General features: G+C 54.4%; 19 protein-coding genes. 14 read left to right on the top strand and 5 right to left on the bottom strand.

The window, feature by feature from the left end:
• Positions 1–66: 66 nt before the first annotated feature.
• The 8 genes from F0P93_RS18030 (at position 67) to F0P93_RS17995 (ending at position 9,044) form a co-directional block, all read left to right on the top strand.
• Positions 67–1,272: a sialidase family protein gene (locus F0P93_RS18030; RefSeq protein WP_225309530.1), complete on the top strand. Its 1,206-nt coding sequence runs from the start codon at positions 67–69 to the stop codon at positions 1,270–1,272.
• A 39-nt stretch (positions 1,273–1,311) separates the two neighbouring features.
• Positions 1,312–2,571, top strand: coding sequence for a spinster family MFS transporter (locus tag F0P93_RS18025; RefSeq protein WP_150878371.1), 1,260 nt, complete (start codon positions 1,312–1,314; stop codon positions 2,569–2,571).
• 13 nt (positions 2,572–2,584) lie between these two features.
• Positions 2,585–3,619 carry a hypothetical protein gene (locus F0P93_RS18020; RefSeq protein WP_150878369.1) on the top strand — a complete coding sequence of 345 codons (1,035 nt, stop codon included), beginning with the start codon at positions 2,585–2,587 and terminating at the stop codon, positions 3,617–3,619.
• Between the two features lie 6 nt (positions 3,620–3,625).
• The gene (locus F0P93_RS18015; RefSeq protein ID WP_150878367.1) at positions 3,626–4,591 is read left to right on the top strand and encodes a dihydrodipicolinate synthase family protein; all 966 of its coding nucleotides are present in this window, start codon (positions 3,626–3,628) and stop codon (positions 4,589–4,591) included.
• Positions 4,588–5,526, top strand: coding sequence for a hypothetical protein (locus F0P93_RS18010; protein ID WP_150878365.1), 939 nt, complete (start codon positions 4,588–4,590; stop codon positions 5,524–5,526). Before F0P93_RS18015 ends, F0P93_RS18010 begins: the two co-directional genes overlap by 4 nt.
• 54 nt (positions 5,527–5,580) lie before the next feature.
• The gene (locus F0P93_RS18005; RefSeq protein WP_150878363.1) at positions 5,581–6,504 is read left to right on the top strand and encodes a Gfo/Idh/MocA family oxidoreductase; all 924 of its coding nucleotides are present in this window, start codon (positions 5,581–5,583) and stop codon (positions 6,502–6,504) included.
• Position 6,505: 1 nt separating this feature from the next.
• Entirely contained in the window at positions 6,506–7,297 is a 792-nt protein-coding gene (locus F0P93_RS18000) for an SDR family oxidoreductase (protein ID WP_150878362.1), read from the top strand.
• Positions 7,298–7,358: 61 nt separating this feature from the next.
• Positions 7,359–9,044 carry a M28 family metallopeptidase gene (locus F0P93_RS17995; RefSeq protein WP_150878360.1) on the top strand — a complete coding sequence of 562 codons (1,686 nt, stop codon included), beginning with the start codon at positions 7,359–7,361 and terminating at the stop codon, positions 9,042–9,044.
• Positions 9,045–9,137: 93 nt separating this feature from the next.
• Here F0P93_RS17995 and F0P93_RS31525 read toward each other — a convergent pair whose 3' ends face one another.
• The 5 genes from F0P93_RS31525 to F0P93_RS17975 form a co-directional block, all read right to left on the bottom strand.
• Positions 9,138–9,302 (bottom strand): hypothetical protein, encoded by a 165-nt coding sequence (locus F0P93_RS31525; protein WP_165840849.1) that lies wholly within the window; start codon positions 9,300–9,302, stop codon positions 9,138–9,140.
• A 5-nt stretch (positions 9,303–9,307) separates the two neighbouring features.
• On the bottom strand, positions 9,308–9,832 hold the full coding sequence (locus F0P93_RS17990; protein ID WP_150878358.1) for a hypothetical protein: 525 nt from the start codon (positions 9,830–9,832) through the stop codon (positions 9,308–9,310).
• Between the two features lie 96 nt (positions 9,833–9,928).
• Positions 9,929–11,488, bottom strand: coding sequence for an ABC transporter permease/substrate-binding protein (locus F0P93_RS17985; RefSeq protein ID WP_150878356.1), 1,560 nt, complete (start codon positions 11,486–11,488; stop codon positions 9,929–9,931).
• A 12-nt stretch (positions 11,489–11,500) separates the two neighbouring features.
• Complete coding sequence (locus F0P93_RS17980) at positions 11,501–12,457, bottom strand: ABC transporter ATP-binding protein (RefSeq protein WP_150878354.1); 957 nt, start codon at positions 12,455–12,457, stop codon at positions 11,501–11,503.
• Between the two features lie 22 nt (positions 12,458–12,479).
• The gene (locus F0P93_RS17975) at positions 12,480–13,040 is read right to left on the bottom strand and encodes a sugar O-acetyltransferase (protein WP_150878352.1); all 561 of its coding nucleotides are present in this window, start codon (positions 13,038–13,040) and stop codon (positions 12,480–12,482) included.
• Positions 13,041–13,328: 288 nt separating this feature from the next.
• Here F0P93_RS17975 and F0P93_RS17970 point away from each other — a divergent pair, with 288 nt between their 5' ends.
• The 6 genes from F0P93_RS17970 (at position 13,329) to F0P93_RS17945 (ending at position 22,486) form a co-directional block, all read left to right on the top strand.
• Positions 13,329–14,231, top strand: coding sequence for a ThuA domain-containing protein (locus tag F0P93_RS17970; RefSeq protein WP_150878350.1), 903 nt, complete (start codon positions 13,329–13,331; stop codon positions 14,229–14,231).
• Positions 14,232–14,284: 53 nt separating this feature from the next.
• The gene (locus F0P93_RS17965) at positions 14,285–17,470 is read left to right on the top strand and encodes a PVC-type heme-binding CxxCH protein (protein ID WP_150878348.1); all 3,186 of its coding nucleotides are present in this window, start codon (positions 14,285–14,287) and stop codon (positions 17,468–17,470) included.
• 244 nt (positions 17,471–17,714) lie between these two features.
• Positions 17,715–18,374, top strand: a complete 660-nt coding sequence (gene plsY, locus F0P93_RS17960) for a glycerol-3-phosphate 1-O-acyltransferase PlsY (RefSeq protein ID WP_150878346.1) — start codon at positions 17,715–17,717, stop codon at positions 18,372–18,374.
• 105 nt (positions 18,375–18,479) lie between these two features.
• A complete protein-coding gene (locus F0P93_RS17955) occupies positions 18,480–19,859 on the top strand; it encodes a dipeptidase (RefSeq protein ID WP_150878344.1) in 1,380 nt (459 codons plus the stop codon).
• 54 nt (positions 19,860–19,913) lie between these two features.
• Positions 19,914–20,810, top strand: coding sequence for a DUF1207 domain-containing protein (locus F0P93_RS17950; protein ID WP_150878342.1), 897 nt, complete (start codon positions 19,914–19,916; stop codon positions 20,808–20,810).
• A gap of 116 nt (positions 20,811–20,926) precedes the next feature.
• Complete coding sequence (locus tag F0P93_RS17945) at positions 20,927–22,486, top strand: ABC transporter permease/substrate-binding protein (RefSeq protein ID WP_150878340.1); 1,560 nt, start codon at positions 20,927–20,929, stop codon at positions 22,484–22,486.

Below are 22,486 nucleotides of genomic sequence, written 5' to 3'. Positions count from 1 at the left end.
GCAAAGAATAAAATACCGTTCAATTTCAAATCGATAAACGAAATCCGATAACCCTAACCCGCCCTCATGATCGTAAATCTGAAAAGTGCCTGTTCGTTTTTCCTGCTTTCCGGCGTTATTGCCCTCGGCCTGATGTCGTTTGTTTCGGAAAACGCCCCTGCCCCTCAAACCACCGCTGTTCCGCCCGCCCGGAAAGTAAAGGATTTCGTAATTTATAAGGACGAGCGGTTTTATGCTTCGTTTCCGTCGATTGTTAAGAAACCAAACGGCGAGTTGCTAGTGGCCTTCCGGCGCGCACCGGATCGAAAAGGGTTTGGCGAAAAAGGAACAACGCACGTAGACCCCAATAGCTACCTGGTGGCGCTCCGGTCGAAAGACGGCGAAACCTGGACGAAAGAACCGGAACTGATTTACTCCCATACATTCGGCGGCTCGCAGGACCCCTGTCTGCTACAACTGAAAAACGGCGATATTCTGTGCGCCAGTTACGGCTGGGCATTCCTCCGTCCCGACGGCATGGCCAATCTGAAAAAACCGTATTTTGAAGCGGGTGGGGCCATTTTTCTGGGCGGCTACCTCGTTCGCTCGACCGACGGAGCCAAAACCTGGCAGGGGCCGATTTACCCAACCCACATTACCCCCGAAATCAATTTCAGTCCGCTCGGCGGAGTACCCATTCCGGCCTATAACCGGGGGGCATTGTATGAGGGGAAAAGTGGCCGGATTTTCTGGGTGGTGGCCGCCAGCGATTCCCAGTCACCGAAAAAGACCTCCAACCACCTGATCGTCTCGGACGACAAGGGACTGACCTGGAAATATGAAAGCGTCGTCGCCATCGACGATAAAATAGCGTTCAACGAAGCCTCCGCGTACGAAACACCCAAAGGCGACATCATCGGTTTTTTGCGCACCGCAAACATGGACGATCAGGCGTGTATTGCCCGCTCGACCGACGGCGGGAAGAGCTTTAAATGGGAATCGATGGGTTTTCAGGGCCATCCGATGCAGGCCACGCGGCTGGCCGACAACCGCGTGTTGCTGGTTTACGGCTATCGCCACAAACCGTTTGGCATCCGCGCCCGTATTTTGAATGCCGAATGCACTGATTTTAAAACTGCCCCCGAAATCATCCTGCGGGAAGATGGTGGCAACAGCGACATTGGGTATCCCTGGTCGGTGCAGCTCGACAAGAAACGCGTGCTGGTGGTGTATTACTACAACCTGGAGAACAACACCCGTCACATTGCCGGCTCGATTCTGGAGCTTCAGTAAACAGACTATTCCTGCGGGCATTAACCTCCGAAACGTTATATGAAAACCGATACGCTAGCTATTCCCCCGAAAGTTTCCGCCCTGCCCGCAGGGGCCTGGCTGGCCGTAGCGCTTCTCTGCGTGGTCGGCTGTCTGAATTACCTCGATCGTACCATGATCACCACCATGCGCGAATCGATCAAGACGGCCATTCCGATGACCGACGCCCAATTTGGGCTACTGACGGCGGTTTTTCTATGGATTTACGGCCTTATGAGCCCTTTCGCCGGTTTTCTGGCCGATCGTTACAACCGCAGCCGGGTTATCATCGGCAGCCTTTTCGTCTGGTCGCTGGTTACGTGGCTAACTTCCCAGGCCACTACTTTCAACGAATTGCTGGCGACCCGGGCGCTGATGGGCATTAGTGAAGCCTGCTACATTCCGGCCGCCATGGCCCTCATCGTCGATTACCACCGGGGCTCCACACGCTCGCTGGCGACGGGGATTCACATTGCCGGGGTTATGGTGGGGCAAAGCCTCGGTTTTGTTGGCGGCATGATTGCTGAAAGCCACGACTGGAGTGTCGCTTTCAGTGTTTTCGGGCTGGTCGGTGTGGTGTACTCGGTCATTCTGCTTTTCTTTCTGCGGGATGCGCCAAACCCGGCGGAAACGCCAAAAACCGCTACACAATCGGTAATTCCCGTCCGATTCGGCGATGCGGTTCGTCATTTATTCAGCAATCCTTCGTACCTGATGCTGCTGATTTTCTGGGGCTTGCTGGGTGTGCTCGGCTGGCTGATTGTGGGGTGGTTACCAACCTTTTATCAGGAACAGTTTAATCTTTCGCAGTCACAGGCCGGTTTATACGCGACCGGTTATTTTCACACGGCCGCCCTCGTCGGCGTTCTGACCGGTGGTGCTCTGGCCGATCGGGTGAGTCTGAAAAACCCACGTGGACGGATTCTGGTGCCGGCCATCGGGCTCTGCATTGCCGCTCCGGCCATTTTTCTGGCGAGTACAACGGATATTCTGTCGGTGGCCGTTGTCGGCTTCGTCTTCTATGCCTTCACCCGCGTTTTTAGCGACGCCAATATGATGCCTATTTTATGTCTGGTTGCTGACCCCCGCTACCGGGCCACCGGCTACGGAATTCTGAATTTGTTCAGTTGTATCATCGGCGGACTTGGCCTCTACGCCGGTGGTGTTTTGCGCGATGCGCAGGTTAGTTTCAGCCAGATATTCCAGGTTGCTACCGGACTGCTGGTCATCTGTGCGGTTATTTTATTTCTGCTTAAACCTAAACTAAATCCCGAACAGTGACGCAATAGATACGATGAAAAAATTACTGCTATTCCTAAGCCTGATTTCTTGCTGTTTCTGGTCGGCGCGCGCGCAGGACGGGACGTTCCCGGACTACGTGCGTGTCGCCAAAATCTGGGACCAGCCGCCCCACAGTGCGTTTACGGACCTGGTGTTGTTCAACAATGCATTCTACTGCACGTTCCGCGAAGGGTTTTCGCACGTCGATACCACCAACAGCGGCAAGGTGCGTGTGCTGAAATCCAGGGATGGGAAAGACTGGACGAGTGTCGCGCTGCTGGCGATTCCGAAAATCGATTTGCGCGACCCCAAACTGACCATTACGCCGGATAAAAAGCTGATGGTGACGATGGCCGGGGCGGTTTTTGCGTCGGTCAACAACAAGAACAAAGTGCAGCGGATTGCACCGATGGTTTCATTTTCAGACCTGAAAGGCGCGAATTTCTCAGTTCCGCAAAAATCGACTCTGGACCCCGCCATTTCGCCTTCATTAGACTGGATCTGGCGCACCACCTGGCACAACGGCGTTGGTTACGCCATTGACTATCAGGTCGTAACGGATGACAAATGGGTAATTTATCTACTCAAAACCAAAGACGGGATCAAGTATGACAAAGTCTCGGATTTAGAAGTGAACGGCAGGCCGAACGAATCGACCATCCGGTTTGACAAAAACGGCAAAATGGTTGTGCTGATTCGCCGGGAAGCCGAGGATCAGATGGGCCTCGTGGCGGAAAGCCCGGCCCCCTACACCAACTGGACGTACCACAAAATGGCCATTCGGCTGGGTGGACCGAACTTTCTGTTTTTGAATGATCAGAAACTGGTGATCGGCTCCCGAAATTATGCCTCCCCGAACAAAATGGCGTTGTATCTGACCGATCGGCAGGGCAACATCACCAAAACGATTCCGTTCCCGAGCAGTGGCGACGCGAGCTACCCCGGCATGGTCATTCACCGGAATACACTCTGGGTTTCGTACTATTCGACCCACGACGGAAAATCCGCCATCTATCTGGCGCAGGTTCCACTCGATAAACTTAACTAGTTCGCGATGCCTGTTGAACCACCTTCCGCAACCCGCCCGCTTGAAGCCGCCGATATTCGCGGCACCTGGGCCACGCTGATGCTCCCCATCAACGCGGATGATTCCATCGACTATAAACGGTTGGAAAAGGAAATCGATCGAGTCATCGGGTTCGGCGTCAACGGGTTGTATTCCAACGGCACGGCGGGTGAATTTTATAACCAGACTGAAAGCGAATTCAGGCGTATTCACCGCTTGCTCGCCCACCGTTGTCGCGAAGCCGGTCTTCCGTTTCAGATTGGCGTGAGCCACATGAGTCCGTGGATTTCCCTAAACCGCCTGAAATGGGCGATCCGGCAGGAACCGGGTGCCGTTCAGCTCATTCTGCCCGACTGGTTTCCGCCGACCGAAGCCGAAATCATTTCATTTTTGAAGAAAATGGCCGCCGTTTCGGCGGACGTACGGATCGTGCTGTACAACCCGCCCCACGCCAAAGTGCGGCTGACGCCCGGGCAGTTCGGTCGGCTGAAAGACGCGGTGCCGCAGCTCGTTGGCGTTAAAGTGGCGGGTGGTGATGCGGTTTGGTATGAGCAGATGCGCGAACACATGGCCGGATTATCGGTTTTTGTACCAGGCCATCGGCTGGCGACCGGTTTTCGGGAAGGCGCCCACGGTTCGTATTCGAATGTCGCCTGCCTGCATCCGCAACTGGCGCTGGACTGGTACCACCTGATGCAAACTGATTTGCCCCAGGCACTGGAATGGGAACAGCGCATTCAGCAATTCATGACGGACTACATCGTTCCGTACATCCTCGACCAGAAGTATGCTGACCCGGCCTGCGATAAGTTTTTGGCCGCCGTGGGTGGCTGGTCGTCGGGCGATTGCCGGATGCGCTGGCCGTATCGCTCCATTCCAGCGACCGGCGTGGCGGAAGCCCGGGCCGGAGCGCGGGCCTTAATCCCGACTTTTTCAACCCTTGTTCCCGAATGAAACGAATCCAAACCCTGCTATTTTTTTTTCTTTTTATGATTGAATTTGCCTCTACGCCGGTTTCTGCCCAATCCACTTCCGATGCCTTACGGAACCAGTGTCTTCAGGAACTGCGGACGGTTTTGAAGACCGAACAAGAATGGATCAAAGTACACGCGGCCGAGTATTTGCTCTGGATCGGCGAACCGGCTGGCGTCCGGGAAGTTTATCTGGAAGAACTGCGACAGTTCGAGAAAAAATCACCGTATCGCATCGGCATCTGGCGGGTGCTGGCGCAGGCTTCCACCACCCCGGCGGAAAAGAAAAAATGGACCGATCAAATTGCCGCAGCGTTTGCCGACCCCAACGGCACCGACCGCATCCATGCCGCCGAAACCCTGGCCAAACTCGGTATTTCACCCACCACGGTCGATGCTGAAGCCGCCAAAAAAGCGATTGCCGGAGAAAACCGGGCGTTGTCGCTCTACACGCTGTGGGGAGCAACGCTGTCGGATGCGAAATCGGCTCCGGCCAACCGGCAGAAATTTCTCGATCTGGCCCTCGCCCGCTCGGAAGAAACCGCCCCCCGAAAACTGGGGGCTTTTATCATCCGCCGTTTGGGTGGGCTGACCACCGCCGAGTGGAACCGTCTGGCCGAAGCCGCCTTGTCGGAACCGGTTTCGTCGGGCCTTCAATTGAATCTGGTGCATGCCGCTCTGGTGACGGCTTCGCCGAAGGGCCGGCAGTCGGAGCCATACCGGCTGCTCCGGATCAAAATGTTAGCCGCGAAGGCGTCCCCGGCCCTCGGCGACCAACTGGAACTGGCAACTGCACTGTCCGAAAGAGGCATTGCCGCCGACCTGCCGGTTTTGATTCCGATGCTGAAACACGAAAATGCCGATGTGCGCGCCGGGGCCGCATACGCAATTTTGAAAATTACGGCGAAAAAGGAATAAAACGCATTTGTTTGGAACCGCACGGGCGGGATATGAATACAACCTATAAAAACTGTGGTAAAACTCGGAATCATTGGAATGAGTGCGGGCAACGCCCATCCGTACTCCTGGTCGGCGATCATCAACGGTTACTTTGATGCGGCTGAAATTAATCGGGTCGGGTATCCTGGTGTATCGGCGTATCTGACGGCTAATCGCGATCTGCTGGGCATTCCGGGAGCGCGGGTAACACACGTCTGGGCGCAGGATCGGGCCATTTCGGAAAGCATAGCCAGCGCCGTCCAGGTGGAGCACGTGGTGGACAAAATGACGGATTTGATTGGTCAGGTCGATGCGGTTATTCTGGGTCGCGACGATATAGAAAATCACGTCGAAATGGCCCGACCCTTCATCGAAGCCGGGGTTCCGCTTTTTATCGATAAACCACTGGCAGGCAGCCCGGAAGATCTGGCGTATTTTTCGGAACAGGTCGCCAAGGGCAAGTTCATCATGTCCTGCTCGTCCATGCGCTACGCAACGGAATTGCGGGCGGTGAAAAACGAGTTCGGCGCCCTGGGAAAACTGCAACTTGCCACGTCCGTAGGGAAAAAAGACTGGATCAAGTACGGCGTTCACATGCTCGAAGGCTTGTTCATGGTGCTGGACGATCCGACGCCCGTTTCGGTCCGGCACGTCGGGCGCGACGGCGGGGATGTGGTGTACCTGGAGTTTGCCGACGGTTTGCAGGCCACGGTGCATCTGTTCATGGACATTGCCCTGACGTTCCAGATTTCGTTGTTTGGCAAGGACGGCTGGCGGCTGATCGAAGTCAAAAACTGGTTTGGCATGTTTCGGGATAACCTGATCGAGTTTATCCGATCGGTCGAGGAAAACCAGCCCCGGCTGTCGTTTGCCAAAACCGAAAACATCATCAAAACCTTGCTGGCGGCCCGGGATAGTCTTTCGCAGGGCGGCAAAATCATTTATTTAAATTCGTAGCATGGCGGATTTATTCACGGACGCATTCGGCCTGACCGGGAAAGACATCTGGGTCATTGGCGGGGCCGGTTATCTGGGCCAGGCCACGGTTCGCTTGCTGCAGGCTGCGGGGGCCAGCGTCCTCTGCGCCGATCTGGACGACCGTGCAACTGCCTTTGTAACCTCCGCCCAATTGGGTCCGCAGGTTACCCCGGCCACGCTCGACATTCGCCAGGGCACTGCCATTCAGGTATTTGTCAGCGAGCAAATTCAACGTCGGGGCGTCCCGCAAGGTCTGGTCAATCTGGCCTTTGCCTCGACCGGCAAAAAACTCGAAGAGTTGACCGAGCAGGATTTTGATGATGTAAACCACGGCGGACTCACGGCCACGTTTTTGCTCGCCCGATCGGTCGGTCAGGAAATGGCCCGGCTGGGTCGGGGGAACATCGTGCTGTTTTCCAGTATGTACGGTTCTGTGTCGCCCGATCCGGCTGCTTATGAATCCCCGATGAACAAAAATCCGATTGAATACGGCGTCGGCAAAGCTGGCATTATTCAGATGACCCGCTATCTGGCGGTGCATTGGGGTCGGCAGGGCGTGCGGTGCAACTGCATTTCGCCTGGCCCGTTTCCCAATCCGGCGGTGCAGCAAAACGAGCCGGCGTTTGTCGAACGTCTGGCGCAAAAAACGCCCCTGGGCCGCGTCGGACAGTCGACCGAAATCGCGGGTTCCGTGGCTTTTTTACTCTCCGATGCCGCATCGTACGTGACGGGCCAGAATTTGATGGTGGATGGTGGCTGGACTTCCTGGTAGAATTTTCTGTTATTGTATTGGGTTCTTCTTATCTTGGTTGTTTGAAAATTTGCGACCGGATATGAAAACCGCCTTAACCTTAAACTTCTTCCTCCTCAGTCTTTCCATCGTTTCCGCTCAGGATAAGACCAAATCAAATATTCCGGCCGACGCCCAAACCGCCGTTCAATCCGTAAAACCGGAAGCCATCCGCGCCCACATGCGCTTTCTGGCCGACGACGCCATGGAGGGCCGGAAACCGGGAACGCGCGGCTACCGGCTGGCGGCCAATTACGTAATTTCGCAGTTTGAAGCCCTCGGCCTGCAACCGGCGGGCGACAACCAGACGTACTTACAGAAAGTCCCGCTGCGCCAGTGGCGGGTAAACGAAGAAAACAGCTCGCTGACGTTGATCGGCAAGAAGGGCGAACAAACGTTGAACTTCGGAAAAAACTACATTTTAGCCCCGGTGTATGGCAGCGAAAAAAGTGAGGTCACCGCTCCCGTTGTCTTTGTCGGTTTTGGCGTCACGGCACCCGATCTGAACTACGATGATTATAAAAACATTGACGTCAAAGGCAAAATTGTGGCTTATTTCAACGGCGCTCCGGCGGCTTTTCCGTCTAACCAGCGGGCGTATCACGGTTCGGCCAAGCTGGAAAATGCGGCTGCCCACGGTGCGGTTGGCGTGATTTCGTTCAGCCTGCCCACCGACGTCCGAAACCGCATGGAAGCCTCGGCTCCTCGCGCCCGGCAAGGCACCTACCGCTGGCTGGACAAGGGCGGCAAACCGCAACGGGTTTTCCCGGAACTAAAAGGCGTCGCTTCGCTGGGCGACTCAACGGCGCGGACGATTTTTGCGGAATCCGGCCACGCCCTGGCTGATGTCATTGCAGCCGCCAACAAAAGCATTCCACAAACGTTTCCACTCAATTTTTCGGTTCGGATGAAAACCGAAACCCAATCCGGGGGCGACATTGCCGGGTATAACGTGGTCGGTGTGCTGCCCGGAACCGACCCGGTTTTGAAGAACGAATACGTCGTGTACGTTTCGCACCTCGATCACCTCGGCATTGGCCGCCCCGTCAAAGGCGACTCCATTTACAACGGCGCACACGACAACGCGTCGGGCGTTGGCATCAACCTCGAAGCGGCCCGGATGTACGCGTCGCTGCCGACCAAACCGAAGCGTTCGATTCTGTTTGTGGGCGTCACGGCGGAGGAAATGGGGCTGTTGGGTTCCGATTATTTCGCCAGCAACCCCACGGTTCCGAAAGAATCGATTGTGGCCAACCTGTGTCTGGATATGCCGTTTTTCTTTCACCCGCTGGTCGACATTGTGCCGTATGGCTACGAGCATTCCAGCATGGCGAAGGCCGTCAATGCCGCAGCTTCGTATCTGGGCGTGAAGGTCGCCAAAGACCCCATTCCCGAGCAGGTGGTGTTCATGCGCAGCGATCATTTCAGCTTCGTTCGGCAGGGCATTCCGGCTATTTACGTGAAAAGCGGGACGGATTCGGGCAACCCGCAAGTCGACGGATTGAAGCTGAACCTCGACTGGCGGGCGACGATTTACCACTCCCCCCAGGACGAAATCGACCAGCCGTTCGACTTCAACGCGGCCGCCAAACACGCCCAGCTCCAGTTCCTGATTGGGTATCTGACCGCCCAGAATCCGGAGCGGCCCACCTGGAATCCGGGGGATTTCTTCGGCACTAAATTTGGGACAAAACCGGGGAATCAAGTACCGGCGGATAGCGGAAAGTAGGTGTCTTTATCGTCCGAAAACTCAGGTTAACGGGTAAAACAGTCTGTTACGGTTTGCCATGGAACATGCCGGTGGCTTGCGGTGAATGCGTTGCTAGGCGTAGTTTTTACTACTTTTTGTTGGTCGTTTTCTAGTTTTTTGTTGGCGCAGTTTCTTCTGCATCCGAATATATTCGCTGATCTTCTGATGTTCTTCGAGTGTCAAATCACGGCCATCAACTATAAAATCAACGTCTTTGGGTTCTTTAATGAGTCCCATTTTGATTAAGATTTGAAGTATCGGTTAATTAGTTTCAGTGCTTCTGTTGTATCGATAACCATGGTGTCACCGTACAATATTTTAGCCCCTAATGTTTGCTCATAATGGGTTTTTAAAGCCGTTTTAGCAATAAACGAAATAAAGCCCTCGTATCCTTTTTCCAGGGAAACCCTACAGGCAAAAGCAACCAAATTACCAGGAACACCCAGATACACTTTGTCTTTACCTTTATTAAACACTGCACTTTCAATTAAGTGCATAAACACATGATCTCCTTTGTCCTGAATGCTTAATAAACCCTGAATAATAGTCGGATTGTTGACTGTCGTCAGTTTGTAAGCTTCCCGGTTTGGGTCTTTAAGCTCTTGCTTCCAATTAAACTGCCAATCTCTCTTTTTGATTTGTTTTTCGTTTTGGGGTATTAATCGAGTGACTACTGTATCGAAAACTTCGCCAGTAATGGCATTTTCGATGGAATTAGTCAACTTGTCAATTTCTATATTAAGTGGAAACGGCGGATTAGCAAGCATAATTAAAGATACAAAAAAAACAGGGTTGTGGCCAACCCAAGTTTTTTCTTACATAAATTAACTAAAGGTATGTCAGTTGCTTGCGGGCTAGGTGAATTAATGATCCAGATACCGCTTTAGTTCCGAATTGGTCCGGATGCCCAATTGCTCCGCCTGTGACTCGCGCATCATCAGGGCGTAGGTGTTGTTGAAACCCAGCGGTTTCAGCCAGCTTAACTGGTATTTTTGGGCAAACTCCCGGCTGACGTACTGATAAACCGCTTTGGTGCTCACTTGCAACGTGTCGGATACTGCCAGCGGAGGTTGCAGGATGACCAGCAAGCCGGTGCCGGTGTATTCCGGATAGAGATCAAGATCCCCGGCGATCAGAGCATCGAAGCAGATTTTGGTGCCGCCCAGACCGGTTTTCGTAATGACTTCCAGCGCCGTCCGGTTTTCGACCAACTGCCGCACGATTTCGGCCAGGATATACTGCTCCGTAAAGATCATGGCTCCGATCACGATATTTCCCTGCCGTTTCTGGTCCTCCCGTTTCCGAAGCAAACCGGCGCTGGTCAGAAACTGCCGGGCCACGGCGGCTGGCGATTGGTGCAGGTGATCGACCTGGTAGTTCAATTCGGTCATGGACGAATCCGAAAGCTGCCCGGCCAGCAGATCCAGCGTGGGTTGCAGTTCCGGGTGCTGTTTCAACGTATTCTGCCGAACGACCAGGGCGGCTTCGTAGGGCGGAAACGCGTGTTTGTCGTCCGTCAGCGTCCGCAGATTGTAGGCTTTGATGCGCCCGTCGGTTGAATAGCCGCTGATGATGTCCACCAGATCGGTGCGGACAGCTTCATACATCAGATTCTGGTCGATCAGCCGCGACGCCAGATGCAGGTTATACGTCCGAAGCAGAGCCGGGTAGCCATCGGCCCGCCCGTAAAATTCGTGGGCAAAACCGGCACTTAGTTTAGGACGGCCCGCGCCCGGCACCAGATAGAACGACGACAAAACCGGCACCAGCAGGAAGAAAACCGCCATCACGCGATACCGTCCCAAACCGCGCAGTTTCTGCAAACGTGCCAGCCCGGCATCCAGCAGAATCGCCAGCAGGGCCGACGGAATGGTACCGGCCAGAATCATGTTGGTGTTATTCAGGGCAATACCGCCGAAGATGAACTCCCCCAGCCCGCCAGCCGCGAGGTAAGCCGCCAGTGTGGCCACTCCGACATTGATGACCGTGGCCGTGCGGATTCCGGCAAAAATAACCGGCAAGGCCAACGGAAATTCAAGCCGGACCAGCACCTGCCAGGGCGTGAGGCCCATGCCCCGCGCGGCTTCTTTCAGCGCCGGACTCACTTCCCGAATGCCGACGTAGGTGTTCTGAACAATGGGCAGCAGGGCATACAGGAACAGGGCAACAATGGCCGGTCCCGGACCAATCCCCAGCAGTGGAATCATGAAACCCAGCAAGGCAATGCTCGGAATGGTTTGCAGCACGCCTACCGATCCCAGAACCACCCCGACGATGCGGGGACGAAATGTAATCAATACACCCAGTGGGATGCCAATGATGAGTGCGATGCACAGCGACAGGAACGTCAGGCCGATGTGGGTCAGCGTTTGTTCGGCCAGTTTATCCGCATGTTCAACGATGAATTCGAAAAATTCCTGCACGGTCGGTACGGTTTACGATACGGATTGATTCTGGAGCAATTGTCCCAAAGCGGGCCAGATCGTGGCCGACTGAATGGTTATAAACCGTTGATTGGATTGGAAAACGATGGTTTCGGGGCCGGACAGTTCGCTCATCACATCGGCCAGTTGGGTGTGGGCCGGAAAAAGCCGCGCTTCGGGGGGCGAAGTGGCTTCGTCGGGCAGGTAGGGCGATAAATCCTGGAGCGAAAAGGCGTGCAACTGGAGCGACAGCCACTGGTCGGCGAAAAAATTGCGGACAAATTCATTGACTGGGCGCAAAAGTAGCTCGCGGGGTGTTCCGATCTGCTGGATGCGTCCGCCGTCCATCAACGCCACGCGGTCGCCGAGTTCGAACGCTTCCCGGATGTCGTGCGTCACCAAAACGATGGTTTTCTGGCGTATTTCTTCCAGATTCCGGAATTCCCGGCGAATGGCGCTTCGCGTAACGGGATCGAGCGCACCCAGCGGTTCGTCCATCAGCAGAATCGACGGTTGAGCCGCCAGTGCCCGGGCTAAGCCCACCCGCTGCCGTTGTCCGCCACTGAGCTGGCTGGGATAGGCTTTGAGGAAGGTTTCGGGCAGGCGGAGCATCGCCATCAGTTCGCGAATCCGGTCCTGAATTTTCCGTTCGTCCCATTGCAACAACCGGGGCACCAGCGCGATGTTTTCGCCAATGGTGTAATGCGGAAACAGGCCGGTTTCCTGAATCACGTAGCCAATTTCGCGCCGGAGTTCGTGGAGTTTCCGCTCGCCGATTGCCGTTCCGTTCACCTCGATGACACCCGACGTCGGCTCAATCAGCCGGTTGATCATCTTCAGTGTAGTGGTTTTGCCGGAACCGCTGGTTCCCAGCAGCACCAGCGTTTCGCGCGCGCCCACTTCGAAGGAGACGTCATCGACGGCCAGGTGCGTCGGGTATTGTTTGGTCAGATGGCGAACAGCAATCATAGAAACAGGGTTAAGAATCAGCTTATTCCGTAACTTCCCGAATTACCCGGCACGGATTTCCGGCGGCAAACACATTCGCCGGAATGTCCCGCGTCACGATGCTCCCGGCCCCAATTGTGGTGTTGTCGCCGATGGTTACGCCTGGACAAACGACGACATTGCCAGCCAGCCAGACGTTGTGGCCAACTGTGATGGGTTTCGCAATATCCGACCCCTTCTGAATGCGGTGACTCGCCAGTAGCGGATGGGAGGCAGCATACAGGCTCACATTGGGGCCAATCAACACGTTATTGCCAATGGTGACCGGGCAGTAATCCAGGATGGTGCAGTTGTAGTTGATGAAAACGGTGTCGCCCAGATGAATATAAGCGCCATAATCGCAATAGAAAGGCGGCTGAATGTCGGGGTTTTTGCCAAATGATCCCAGCAGAGTGCCCAATATTTCTTCCCGGAGCGGCTGTTCACTGTTCAGCGTTTGGTTATACCGCATGAATAATTCCCGGGCGCGCGCCCGCATCGCCAGCAATTCGGGGTCATTGGCCCAATACCATTCCCCGGCCAGCATTTTTTCCCGTTCGCTCATACGTTGGTTTAGGTAAAAATACCGTCATAAATCAAGCCAATATCATACGATTTTCTGCACAAAGCATCCTGTCCCTGAAAAAGATAGCGAACGGTTTTTTCTCCTCCAGGCAAAACCCACAACGACTTCCGCTTTGTACATAAGTCTAGTATCGAAACACCGTCGGCTTCCTGCCGTCACGTTCCCAAAATACGGTTCCCTGATTCACAAAATCTCCCCCACGAGTAAATCCGCGCCCAAATTTCCTTAATTTGGCAGATTAGAACCTGGATCCTAAACCGACCCTTCATGAAAACCAAACGCAGAGCTTTTTTACAACAGACCTCCGGCCTGCTGGGACTCGCCGGCTTGCTGAGCCTGGCCGAAAACGAAGCCCTCGCCAACCGACTGAAATCTCCCGCCAAAGCCGGAAAACCGTATATCGTTTTTGTTGCGGGCGACCATGAATACAGCGGTGAGCAAACCCTGCCGCTGATTGCCGCCGAATTGGAAAAAAATTATGGCTTCCGGACCAAAGTCATCAAATCGGCTCCGGACCAGAATGCCGAAAAAAACATCCCCGGTCTGGAAGCCCTGCGGGAAGCCGATCTGGCGGTATTTTTCCTGCGCTGGCGGCAGTTGCCCCCCGACCAACTCCAGTACATTGACGAATACCTCAAATCGGGAAAACCGGTGATGGGTTTCCGGACGTCCACGCACGCGTTTAATTTCCCGAAAGGCGATACTTCGGAGGAATGGAATGCCTTCGGCGAACGGGCTTTTGGCTCACCTCCCGGTTGGGGAAAGGCGGGGCATACGCACTATGGCCACGAAAGTACGACCGATGTCACGATCATACCGGAAGCGGCCAAGAACCCCATCCTGACGGGCGTCGCCCCTTCGTTTCACGCGGCTTCGTGGCTCTACCGGGTCCGTCCGGACTATCCCCCGAAGGATGCGACGCTCCTGCTGATGGGCAAATCGGTCAATCCGGACAAACCGGCCATCGATAACCCGGTTGCCTGGACGTGGAAAAACAAAGCCAATGCCAAGGTGTTCTTCACCACCCTCGGACACCCCGAAGATTTTCAACAGGAAAGCGTTCAACGGCTGACCATCAATGCCATACACTGGCTTCTGGGCAAGCCGGTTCCTAAAAAATGGAAGGGTAAAATAGCCATCAATGTGCCTTACCGGGGTATCGTGAAGTAGTTACCCAAAGTCCCGCCGTTTCGAATCCGTATTACACAATAGAAGTTATAGAAATGTCTAAACCCAGGAAAAATAGCCTCATCGGACTGCTGATCGCCGTTGGATTGGGGCTCATCGCGTTCAGTGCTTTTCAATCGAACCGGGGTTTCTTTTCGGGAGCCGAACCGATTCCGCTCAAAAAAGGGTCGCGCATCATGCTGCTTGGCAACAATCTGGGGTCAAGGATGATGAATTACGACAACTTTGAGACCGAACTACAGGTTCGCTACCCCGATAGCGAGCTCTTCATCCGGAACATGTGCGACGGGGGCGACACCCCCGGTTTTCGGCCCCACGCCAGCCGGAATTCTCCCTGGGCGTTTCCCGGTGCCGAAAAATTTCAGACCGAATACGCCAATCCCTCCCAAAGTGAAGGCCATTTCGAAACGCCCGATCAGTGGCTCACCCGCCTGAAAACCGATGTTATCGTCGCTTTTTTCGGGTATAACGAATCGTTTCAGGGGCCGGCCAAACTGGACAACTACAAAGCCGAACTGGACGCTTTTATCAAATGGACACTGAGCCAGAAATACAACGGCACGAGCGCTCCGCAACTCGCCATCGTTTCGCCCATCGCCTTTGAAGATTTATCCGCCAAGATGGACCTGCCAAACGGCAAAAAGGAGAATGAAAACCTGCTGCTGTATACCAAAGCCATGAAGGAAGTGGCGGAGCAGAACAACGTACTCTTTGTCGATGCCTTTACCCCTTCCCAGCAATGGTATGCCGACAGCGCCGAACCGCTAACCATTGACGGTTCGCAGTTGAACGAAGCAGGCTACAAAAAACTGGGTGTGTTGCTGGTTGATCAGGTTTTTGGAAAGGCAGCCCCCAAAGCGGAAACCAACCGGAAGCTGATTCACGAGGCCGTGATGGAAAAAAACTGGATGTGGCACAACGATTTCAAAATTCCGAACGGCGTGCACGTCTACGGACGTCGTTACAATCCGTTTGGTCCGGAAAACTACCCCGCCGAAATTCAGAAAATTCGGGAACTGACTGCCATTCGGGACAGTGCCATCTGGCTGGCGGCTTCCAAAGGTGAGAAACTGGATCTGGCGGTGGCCGATAAAAATACCTCCCCGCTCCCACCCGTAAAAACCAACTACAACCCAGAGAAAAACGGCAGTTTGACCTACCTCTATGGCAAAGAGGCTCTGGCAAAACTCAAAGTACCCACGGGTTACAAAATTGAATTATTCGCTTCCGAAGAAGAATTTCCGAACCTCGCCAAACCGATGCAGATGTCGTTCGACGGCAAGGGGCGGCTTTGGGTGGCGGTGATGCCAAGCTATCCGCACTACAAACCGGGCGACTCCAAACCCAATGACAAGATTCTGATTTTCGAAGATACCGACGGCGATGGCAAGGCCGACAAGGAGACGGTTTTTGCCGATGGATTACACCTGCCGCTGGGCTTCGAAATCGCGAAAGAAGGCGTTTATGTTTCGCAGGGAACCAATCTGAAGCTCTTTACGGATACCAACGGGGATGACAAAGCAGACAAAAGCGAAATTCTGCTGAGTGGTTACGATGACCACGACACCCACCACAACAGCCACGCCTTTTGCGTAGATCCTTCCGGCGCCATTTACTCGGGCGAAGGCGTGTTTTTGCATACCAATGTCGAAACGTCATATGGCCCGGTTCGGGCCACCAACGGCGGTTTTTACCGGTATACGCCCCAGCGCCACAAGCTGGAACGCACCGCGCAACTGTCCATTCCGAATCCCTGGGGTATTGCTTTCGATGACTGGGGACAGCCGTTTTTTGCCGAAACCTCCAGCCCCGATGTTCGTTGGATGATGCCGGGAACGGTATTGCCGCGCTACGGTCAGGCCACGCATAAATCCGTACAGTTGATCGAAGAAGCGCACCGCGTGCGTCCAACGTCCGGTCTGGAGTTTGTTTCGAGCCGCCATTTCCCCGACGAATTGCAGGGCGATTTCCTGATCAACAACACCATCGGTTTTCTGGGCATGAAAGAACACACGCTGGTCGACGATGGAACCGGCTATAAAAGCAAGCATCGGATGGATCTGGTGGTGAGCGAAGACCGCAACTTCCGGCCCGTTGACATGGAGTTTGCGCCCGACGGTTCGCTGTACCTGATCGACTGGCACAACATTTTGATCGGTCACATGCAGCACAACGCCCGCGATCCGCTGCGCGACCACTCCCACGGTCGGGTCTACCGGATTACGTATCCCTCACGTCCGCTGGTCAAACCGGCGAAAGTGGACGGGGCCACGATCGAGGAATTGCTGGATAACCTGAAACTGCCCGAATACCGCACCCGCTACCGCACCCGGCGGGAGCTGCGCGGCCGCGATGTGAATCAGGTGTTGGCCAAACTGAAAACCTGGGTGGCGAAACTGGACAAAAACGATCCGCGCTACGAACACCACCTGCTGGAAGGGTTGTGGGTGAGTTGGGGAATGAACAAGGTCGATCAGCCGCTGCTGCGCCAGGTGCTCAAGGCGAAAGATTACCACGCCCGGGCCGCAGCCGTTCAGGTCGTTCGGTACACGGGCCATCAGGTGCCCGACCAGGCGGCTTTGTTGATGCAGGCGGTGAAAGACGACAACAGCCGGGTTCGGCTGGATGCGATTGTGGCAGCATCCTGGATCGGAAAGGAAAAAGGACTGCCCATTCTGGCCGAGGCCAAGAAAAAACCGCTCGACGACTGGATGATTCACGCCTATGAAACCGCCGTTGCGCACCTGAACGACGTCAATGTCAAAGCGGTAAAAGAAGTAGCTGAAAAATCCACGCTGAAAGGTGCCGAACTGGCGCTGTTTAACCAGGGAAAAGAAATTTACGGCAAGGAAGGCTATTGCACCACCTGCCACCAGCCCGATGGCAAAGGACTGGCGGCTTCCGGTTTTCCTCCGCTGAATGGCACGAAGTGGGTGTCCGGCAACGAAGACCGTCTCATCAAAATTGTGCTGAACGGGCTGCTGGGACCTATCGAAGTAGCAGGCAAAAATTACCCCGGCCAGGTTCCGATGACCCCTTTTGGCGGTTTGCTGAAGGACGATGAAATTGCAGCGGTATTGACCTACGTCCGAAATTCATTCGGAAACCAGGCACCGGCCATTCTGCCGGCGAAAGTGAAGCAGGTCCGGGCGGCTATTGGCAGCAAAAAGGATTTTTACGCGCCGGATCAGTTGCTGAAAGAACACCCGATGGAGAAATAAGTCTATTCCCCACAGTCTGATGGCTGTGGGGAATACATAAAAAATGGTGATAAAGGAATACAATTCATGGTTTTTGTGTTATTAAACGGTAACAAACTCGGTTTTTTTCGTAGATTTGTCATTCAGGAGTTGTTACAACCCGCCGGAAATCCCTACTTTTAAGTCTCTGCGCACCTCGTTGAGGTGATTTAAGTTTAGTATTTACTCAATGTCAATCGCACCGCCGAAGCGGTAGATTTCCTGAATGAACGTGTTATTAATCGTTGCAACGACTTTACTTGCTTATCTGTTGGGTTCCATTCCGACTGCCGTTTGGTATGGAGAGGGTTTTTTTGGATTAGATATTCGTAAATACGGAAGTGGAAACGCCGGTGCGACCAACACCTTTCGCGTTCTGGGCAAACGGGCCGGTACGGTCGTCATGCTGATCGACGTACTGAAAGGTTACACCGCCACCATTCTTGCCTCCCTGTTGTGGTATTTCGACGTGATCGGGACCCACGAAATCCTGACGTTTAAACTGGTTTTTGGCCTTGTGGCCGTTATCGGGCACGTTTTTCCGATCTGGGCCGACTTCAAAGGTGGCAAAGGCGTTGCCTCGCTTTTGGGCATGGTTCTCGCCATTCACCCCGAAGTGGCGGCTGTCTGCATTGGCATTTTTCTGGTGGTGGTCATTGCCTCGCAATACGTTTCGTTGGGTTCGATGATGGCTGCTCTGGCCTTTCCGGTGCTGTTGCTGCTGCGGGCGTTCGGGCAAAAAGAACATCCGCTGCTGATTGTTTTCGGAGTAGTCGTTTTCCTGTTTGTGGTACTGACCCATCAGAAAAACATCACCCGGCTGCTGAACGGCGAAGAAAGCCGGACACGGCTGATCAAATTCCGGAAGAAAGAAGACGAAGAATAAGTTTCAAGCTATTCCTGGTTGCATGACGCCCCGAAGTGATTAACTTCGGGGCGTCATTTTTTGGTACTATTTCCTTTGTCGATCCGACAAAAACCCGTCAACACCATGTTATCAACCTATTTTGCGGAACATAAAGAGCGGTTTCTGAACGAACTCTTCGAATTGCTGCGGATTCCGTCCGTGAGTGCCGATTCTAAATTTAAACCCGATATGCGCCGGGCGGCTGAATTTGTCCGGGATAAGTTGACGGCCGCCGGTCTCGACAACGCTGCGCTGCACGAAACACCGGGCCACCCGGTCGTTTACGCCGAAAAACTGATCGATGATGCGTTGCCGACGGTTTTGGTGTACGGCCACTACGACGTCCAGCCCGCTGATCCGTACGAACTCTGGAACACCCCGCCTTTCGAGCCGACCATTCGCAACGAACGCATTTATGCCCGGGGTTCGTGCGACGACAAAGGCCAGTTTTACATGCACGTCAAAGCGCTGGAAGCCATGCTGGCCACCGACGGTTTGCCCTGCAACGTCAAAGTGATGATTGAAGGCGAAGAAGAAATTGGCTCCGATCACCTGGGCAATTTTGTGGCCGCCAACCGCGATAAACTCAAATGCGACGTGATTCTGATCTCGGATACCAGCATCATTGCCAACGATGTGCCGTCGATTGAAGCCGGTTTACGGGGTCTTTCCTACGTCGAAGTAGAAGTCGTTGGGCCGAACCGTGATCTGCATTCGGGCGTTTACGGTGGCGCGGTTCACAATCCGCTCAACGTGCTGTGTCAGATGATTGCCTCCCTGCACGATGAAAAAGGCCGGATCACGATCCCGGGTTTTTACGATAAAGTTGATGAATTGACACCCGAAGAACGGGCGGCTCTGGCCGAAGCCCCCTTCGATGAAGAAGAATACAAACGCGATCTGAACCTTAAGGCGGTTTTTGGCGAAGAAGGCTATTCGTCGCCCGAACGCGCTTCGATTCGCCCGACGCTGGATGTGAACGGCATCTGGGGTGGCTACATTGGCGAAGGGGCCAAAACCGTGTTGCCGGGCAAGGCGCAGGCCAAAATCAGCATGCGGCTCGTGCCGCGTCAGGACCCCGACGAGATTACCGAACTGTTTACGAAGCATTTTATTTCCATCGCTCCGCCGACGGTAACCGTAACCGTTACACCCCACCACGGCGGTCAGCCGTACGTAACGCCCACCGACTCGGTCGAATTTGAAGCCGCCCGCCGGGCCTTCCGCGAAGCCTGGGGCAAAGAAGCCATTCCGACCCGGGGCGGTGGCAGCATTCCCATCGTGGCGCTGTTTGAGCAGGAACTGGGTGTCAAATCCATCCTGATGGGGTTTGGTCTGGACATCGACGCGCTGCATTCGCCGAACGAGAGCTACGGTTTGTTCAATTTCTACAAGGGAATCGAAACCATTCCGTACTTCTATAAACACTACGCCGAATTGAAGAAAACGGGCGTTGAGGCTTAAAAAAACTCTCTGTTGTCACCCTCCGGCCTGAAAACCGGAGGTTTTTATTGCGCGATGAAACCTTATTTACTGTCCTTTCTTCTCTTCACCGGATCGGTGGGTGCGTTGGCGCAGGAGCTGCCCGACACCCTCGTGATTCGCCACGCGACCCTCACCGAGCCGACGTTTCCGCGCCGGGAATTTCTGCCCAAAGGCCACCTCTTCGATCCCATTTTGCTGGACCCCATCGAAGCCCAAACCAGCGTCAGCGTCCTGCCCGGCTACTGGATGGACGGCGACAAATACGACGGCACCATCGTCCCGTTTGCGTTCGGACTTCGAAAACCGCTGATTCGCTGGTACAAATCCGCCGACCGCAGCAGCGAGTTTTCGTTCGACGTGGCTTCGTTTACGCAGTTTGAAGTGTATCACGACGACAAGCTGAACAAACAGAAACGGCAGTTGATGAACACCGATTACCGGCTCAGTTTCCTCTACAACATCAAAGTCCGGAATCACAGTTGGCGGTTGCGGTTGTATCACCTCTCGTCGCACCTCGGCGACGATTATCTGTTTCGCAACCAGATCAATTATTACCTGCCCAATCCGGTTAATTACGAAGTGATCGACGTGACGTACAACCACGAGAAGAACGGTTTACGGAAATACGTAGGCGTCGGCATTGGTCTGCGCAAACCGGAAGAACGCGAGCGGCTGAGCGCTCAGGCGGGTTTTTATTACCGCAAACCGTCGCAGGCCTTTGCCCGGTTTGTGGGGGGGGTGGATCTGAAAGTCTGGCAGCAAACCGACTTCCGGCCTGGCGTCAAGGCCGGTTTGGGGCTGGAGCTGGGCCGCACAACTAACAACCTGACGTTCCTGCTGGAAAGCTACACCGGTTTCCGGCCCTACAGCGTCTACGAAAATCAGAAAACCCGCTGGTTCGGCATCGGCGTGTATTTCAATCCGATTTAGATTCATTTTGCCCCTAAATCCCCTGAAGGGGACTTGGACACTTATACTTCAGATGCAAAAAGTCCGGCTCCGGCCGCCCGGCCTTCAGGAGATTTAGGGGCTATCCAAGCACAATCATGCAGGATTTTTTCGACTTTTTGGTTCAACAACGGGACAAACTGGCCGAACAAACCCTGACGCACATCGGCCTGACGTTTCTGTCGCTCTGTCTGGCGTTGCTGGTTGGCCTTCCGCTGGGCATCCTCATCACATACCGCCCGCGTTTGGCTTCCGTCGTCCTGGCAGTCGTGGGCATTCTGCAAACCATTCCGAGCATTGCCCTGCTGGGTTTTCTGATTCCATTATTGGGAATCGGCATCTGGCCGGCCATTACCGCCTTGTTTCTGTATGCTTTATTGCCGATTGTTCGAAACACGTACGTGGGCATTCGGGAAGTGAGTCCGATGCTGAAGGAAGCGGCTCTGGGCATGGGCATGACCACCGGGCAGATGCTAATCCGGGTGGAACTGCCACTGGCTCTGCCGGTTATTTTTGCCGGGATTCGCACCGCCACCGTCATCAATGTGGGCGTGGCCACGCTGGCGGCTTACGTGGCCGCCGGGGGGCTGGGCGAGTTTGTCTTTGGTGGGATTGCCCTCAACAACAGCAACATGATTTTGGCGGGCGCTATTCCGGCGGCTTTGTTAGCGATTTTCTTCGATTTTTTGCTGGCCCGGCTGCAACAGTTGCAGGGATTACGGCTTCGCCGGGTTGCCCTCGCTTTTCTGCTGATCACTCCCATTTTATCGGCTTTTTACTGGGTACCGCTGGGGAGTCAGGCAAAGCTGACAGCCGGTTTTGCCCACGAGTTTTACGGCCGCGCCGACGGGTATCCGGGCCTGGTTCGGGCCTACGGTTTGCAGATGACACCCAAACTCATCGACCAGAATTTGATGTACGAAGCGGTTCGTCGCGGACAGGTCGATCTCATCAGCGGGTATTCGACCGACGGACGGATCAAGGCGTTTCAGTTGCGGGTTTTGGAGGATAACAAAAATGCGTTTCCGCCCTACGAAGCCGCGCTGGTGGTTCGAAATGCGATTCTGAAGCAATATCCCGACGTTATTAAAACGCTGCATTTACTGGAAGGGCGGCTGTCGGATTCGGTGATGACGGAGTTGAACTACCGCGCGGATTTTCTGCACGAATCACCCGAAGCCGTGGCCCGGCGGTTTTTGCAACAAACCAGATTGCTGATTCCACCGGTGCAAACCAAACGCGCCGGAAAGATCGTGATCGGCACCAAGATTTTTACGGAACAATACATTCTGGCCGAAATTCTGCGGCAATTGCTCGAAAACCGCACGACGCTGGAAGTGATTACGAAAACCGGTCTGGGCGGCACCAAAATCTGTTTCGACGCCTTGGCGGCCGGCGACATCGACCTCTATCCGGAATACACCGGAACGGGTTTGCTCGTGATTCTACAACCGCCCCCGGCCCTAGCCGATTCCATCAAATCCGACCGAAAAGCGGTTTTTCAGTATGTCAGTCGCGAATTTCAAAACCGTCATAAACTGACCTGGCTACCTCCGCTGGGTTTCAACAATACCTACGCCCTGATGATGCGCCGGGCGCAGGCCGATCAACTGGGCATTCAATCCATTTCAGATTTGAAACGGTATCTGGGCCGGTAA

Source organism: Larkinella humicola (assembly GCF_008727875.1).
GTDB lineage: Bacteria > Bacteroidota > Bacteroidia > Cytophagales > Spirosomataceae > Larkinella > Larkinella humicola.
The sequence above is the reverse complement of the archived record's forward strand: the minus strand, read 5'-3'. Positions and strand labels throughout refer to the sequence as shown.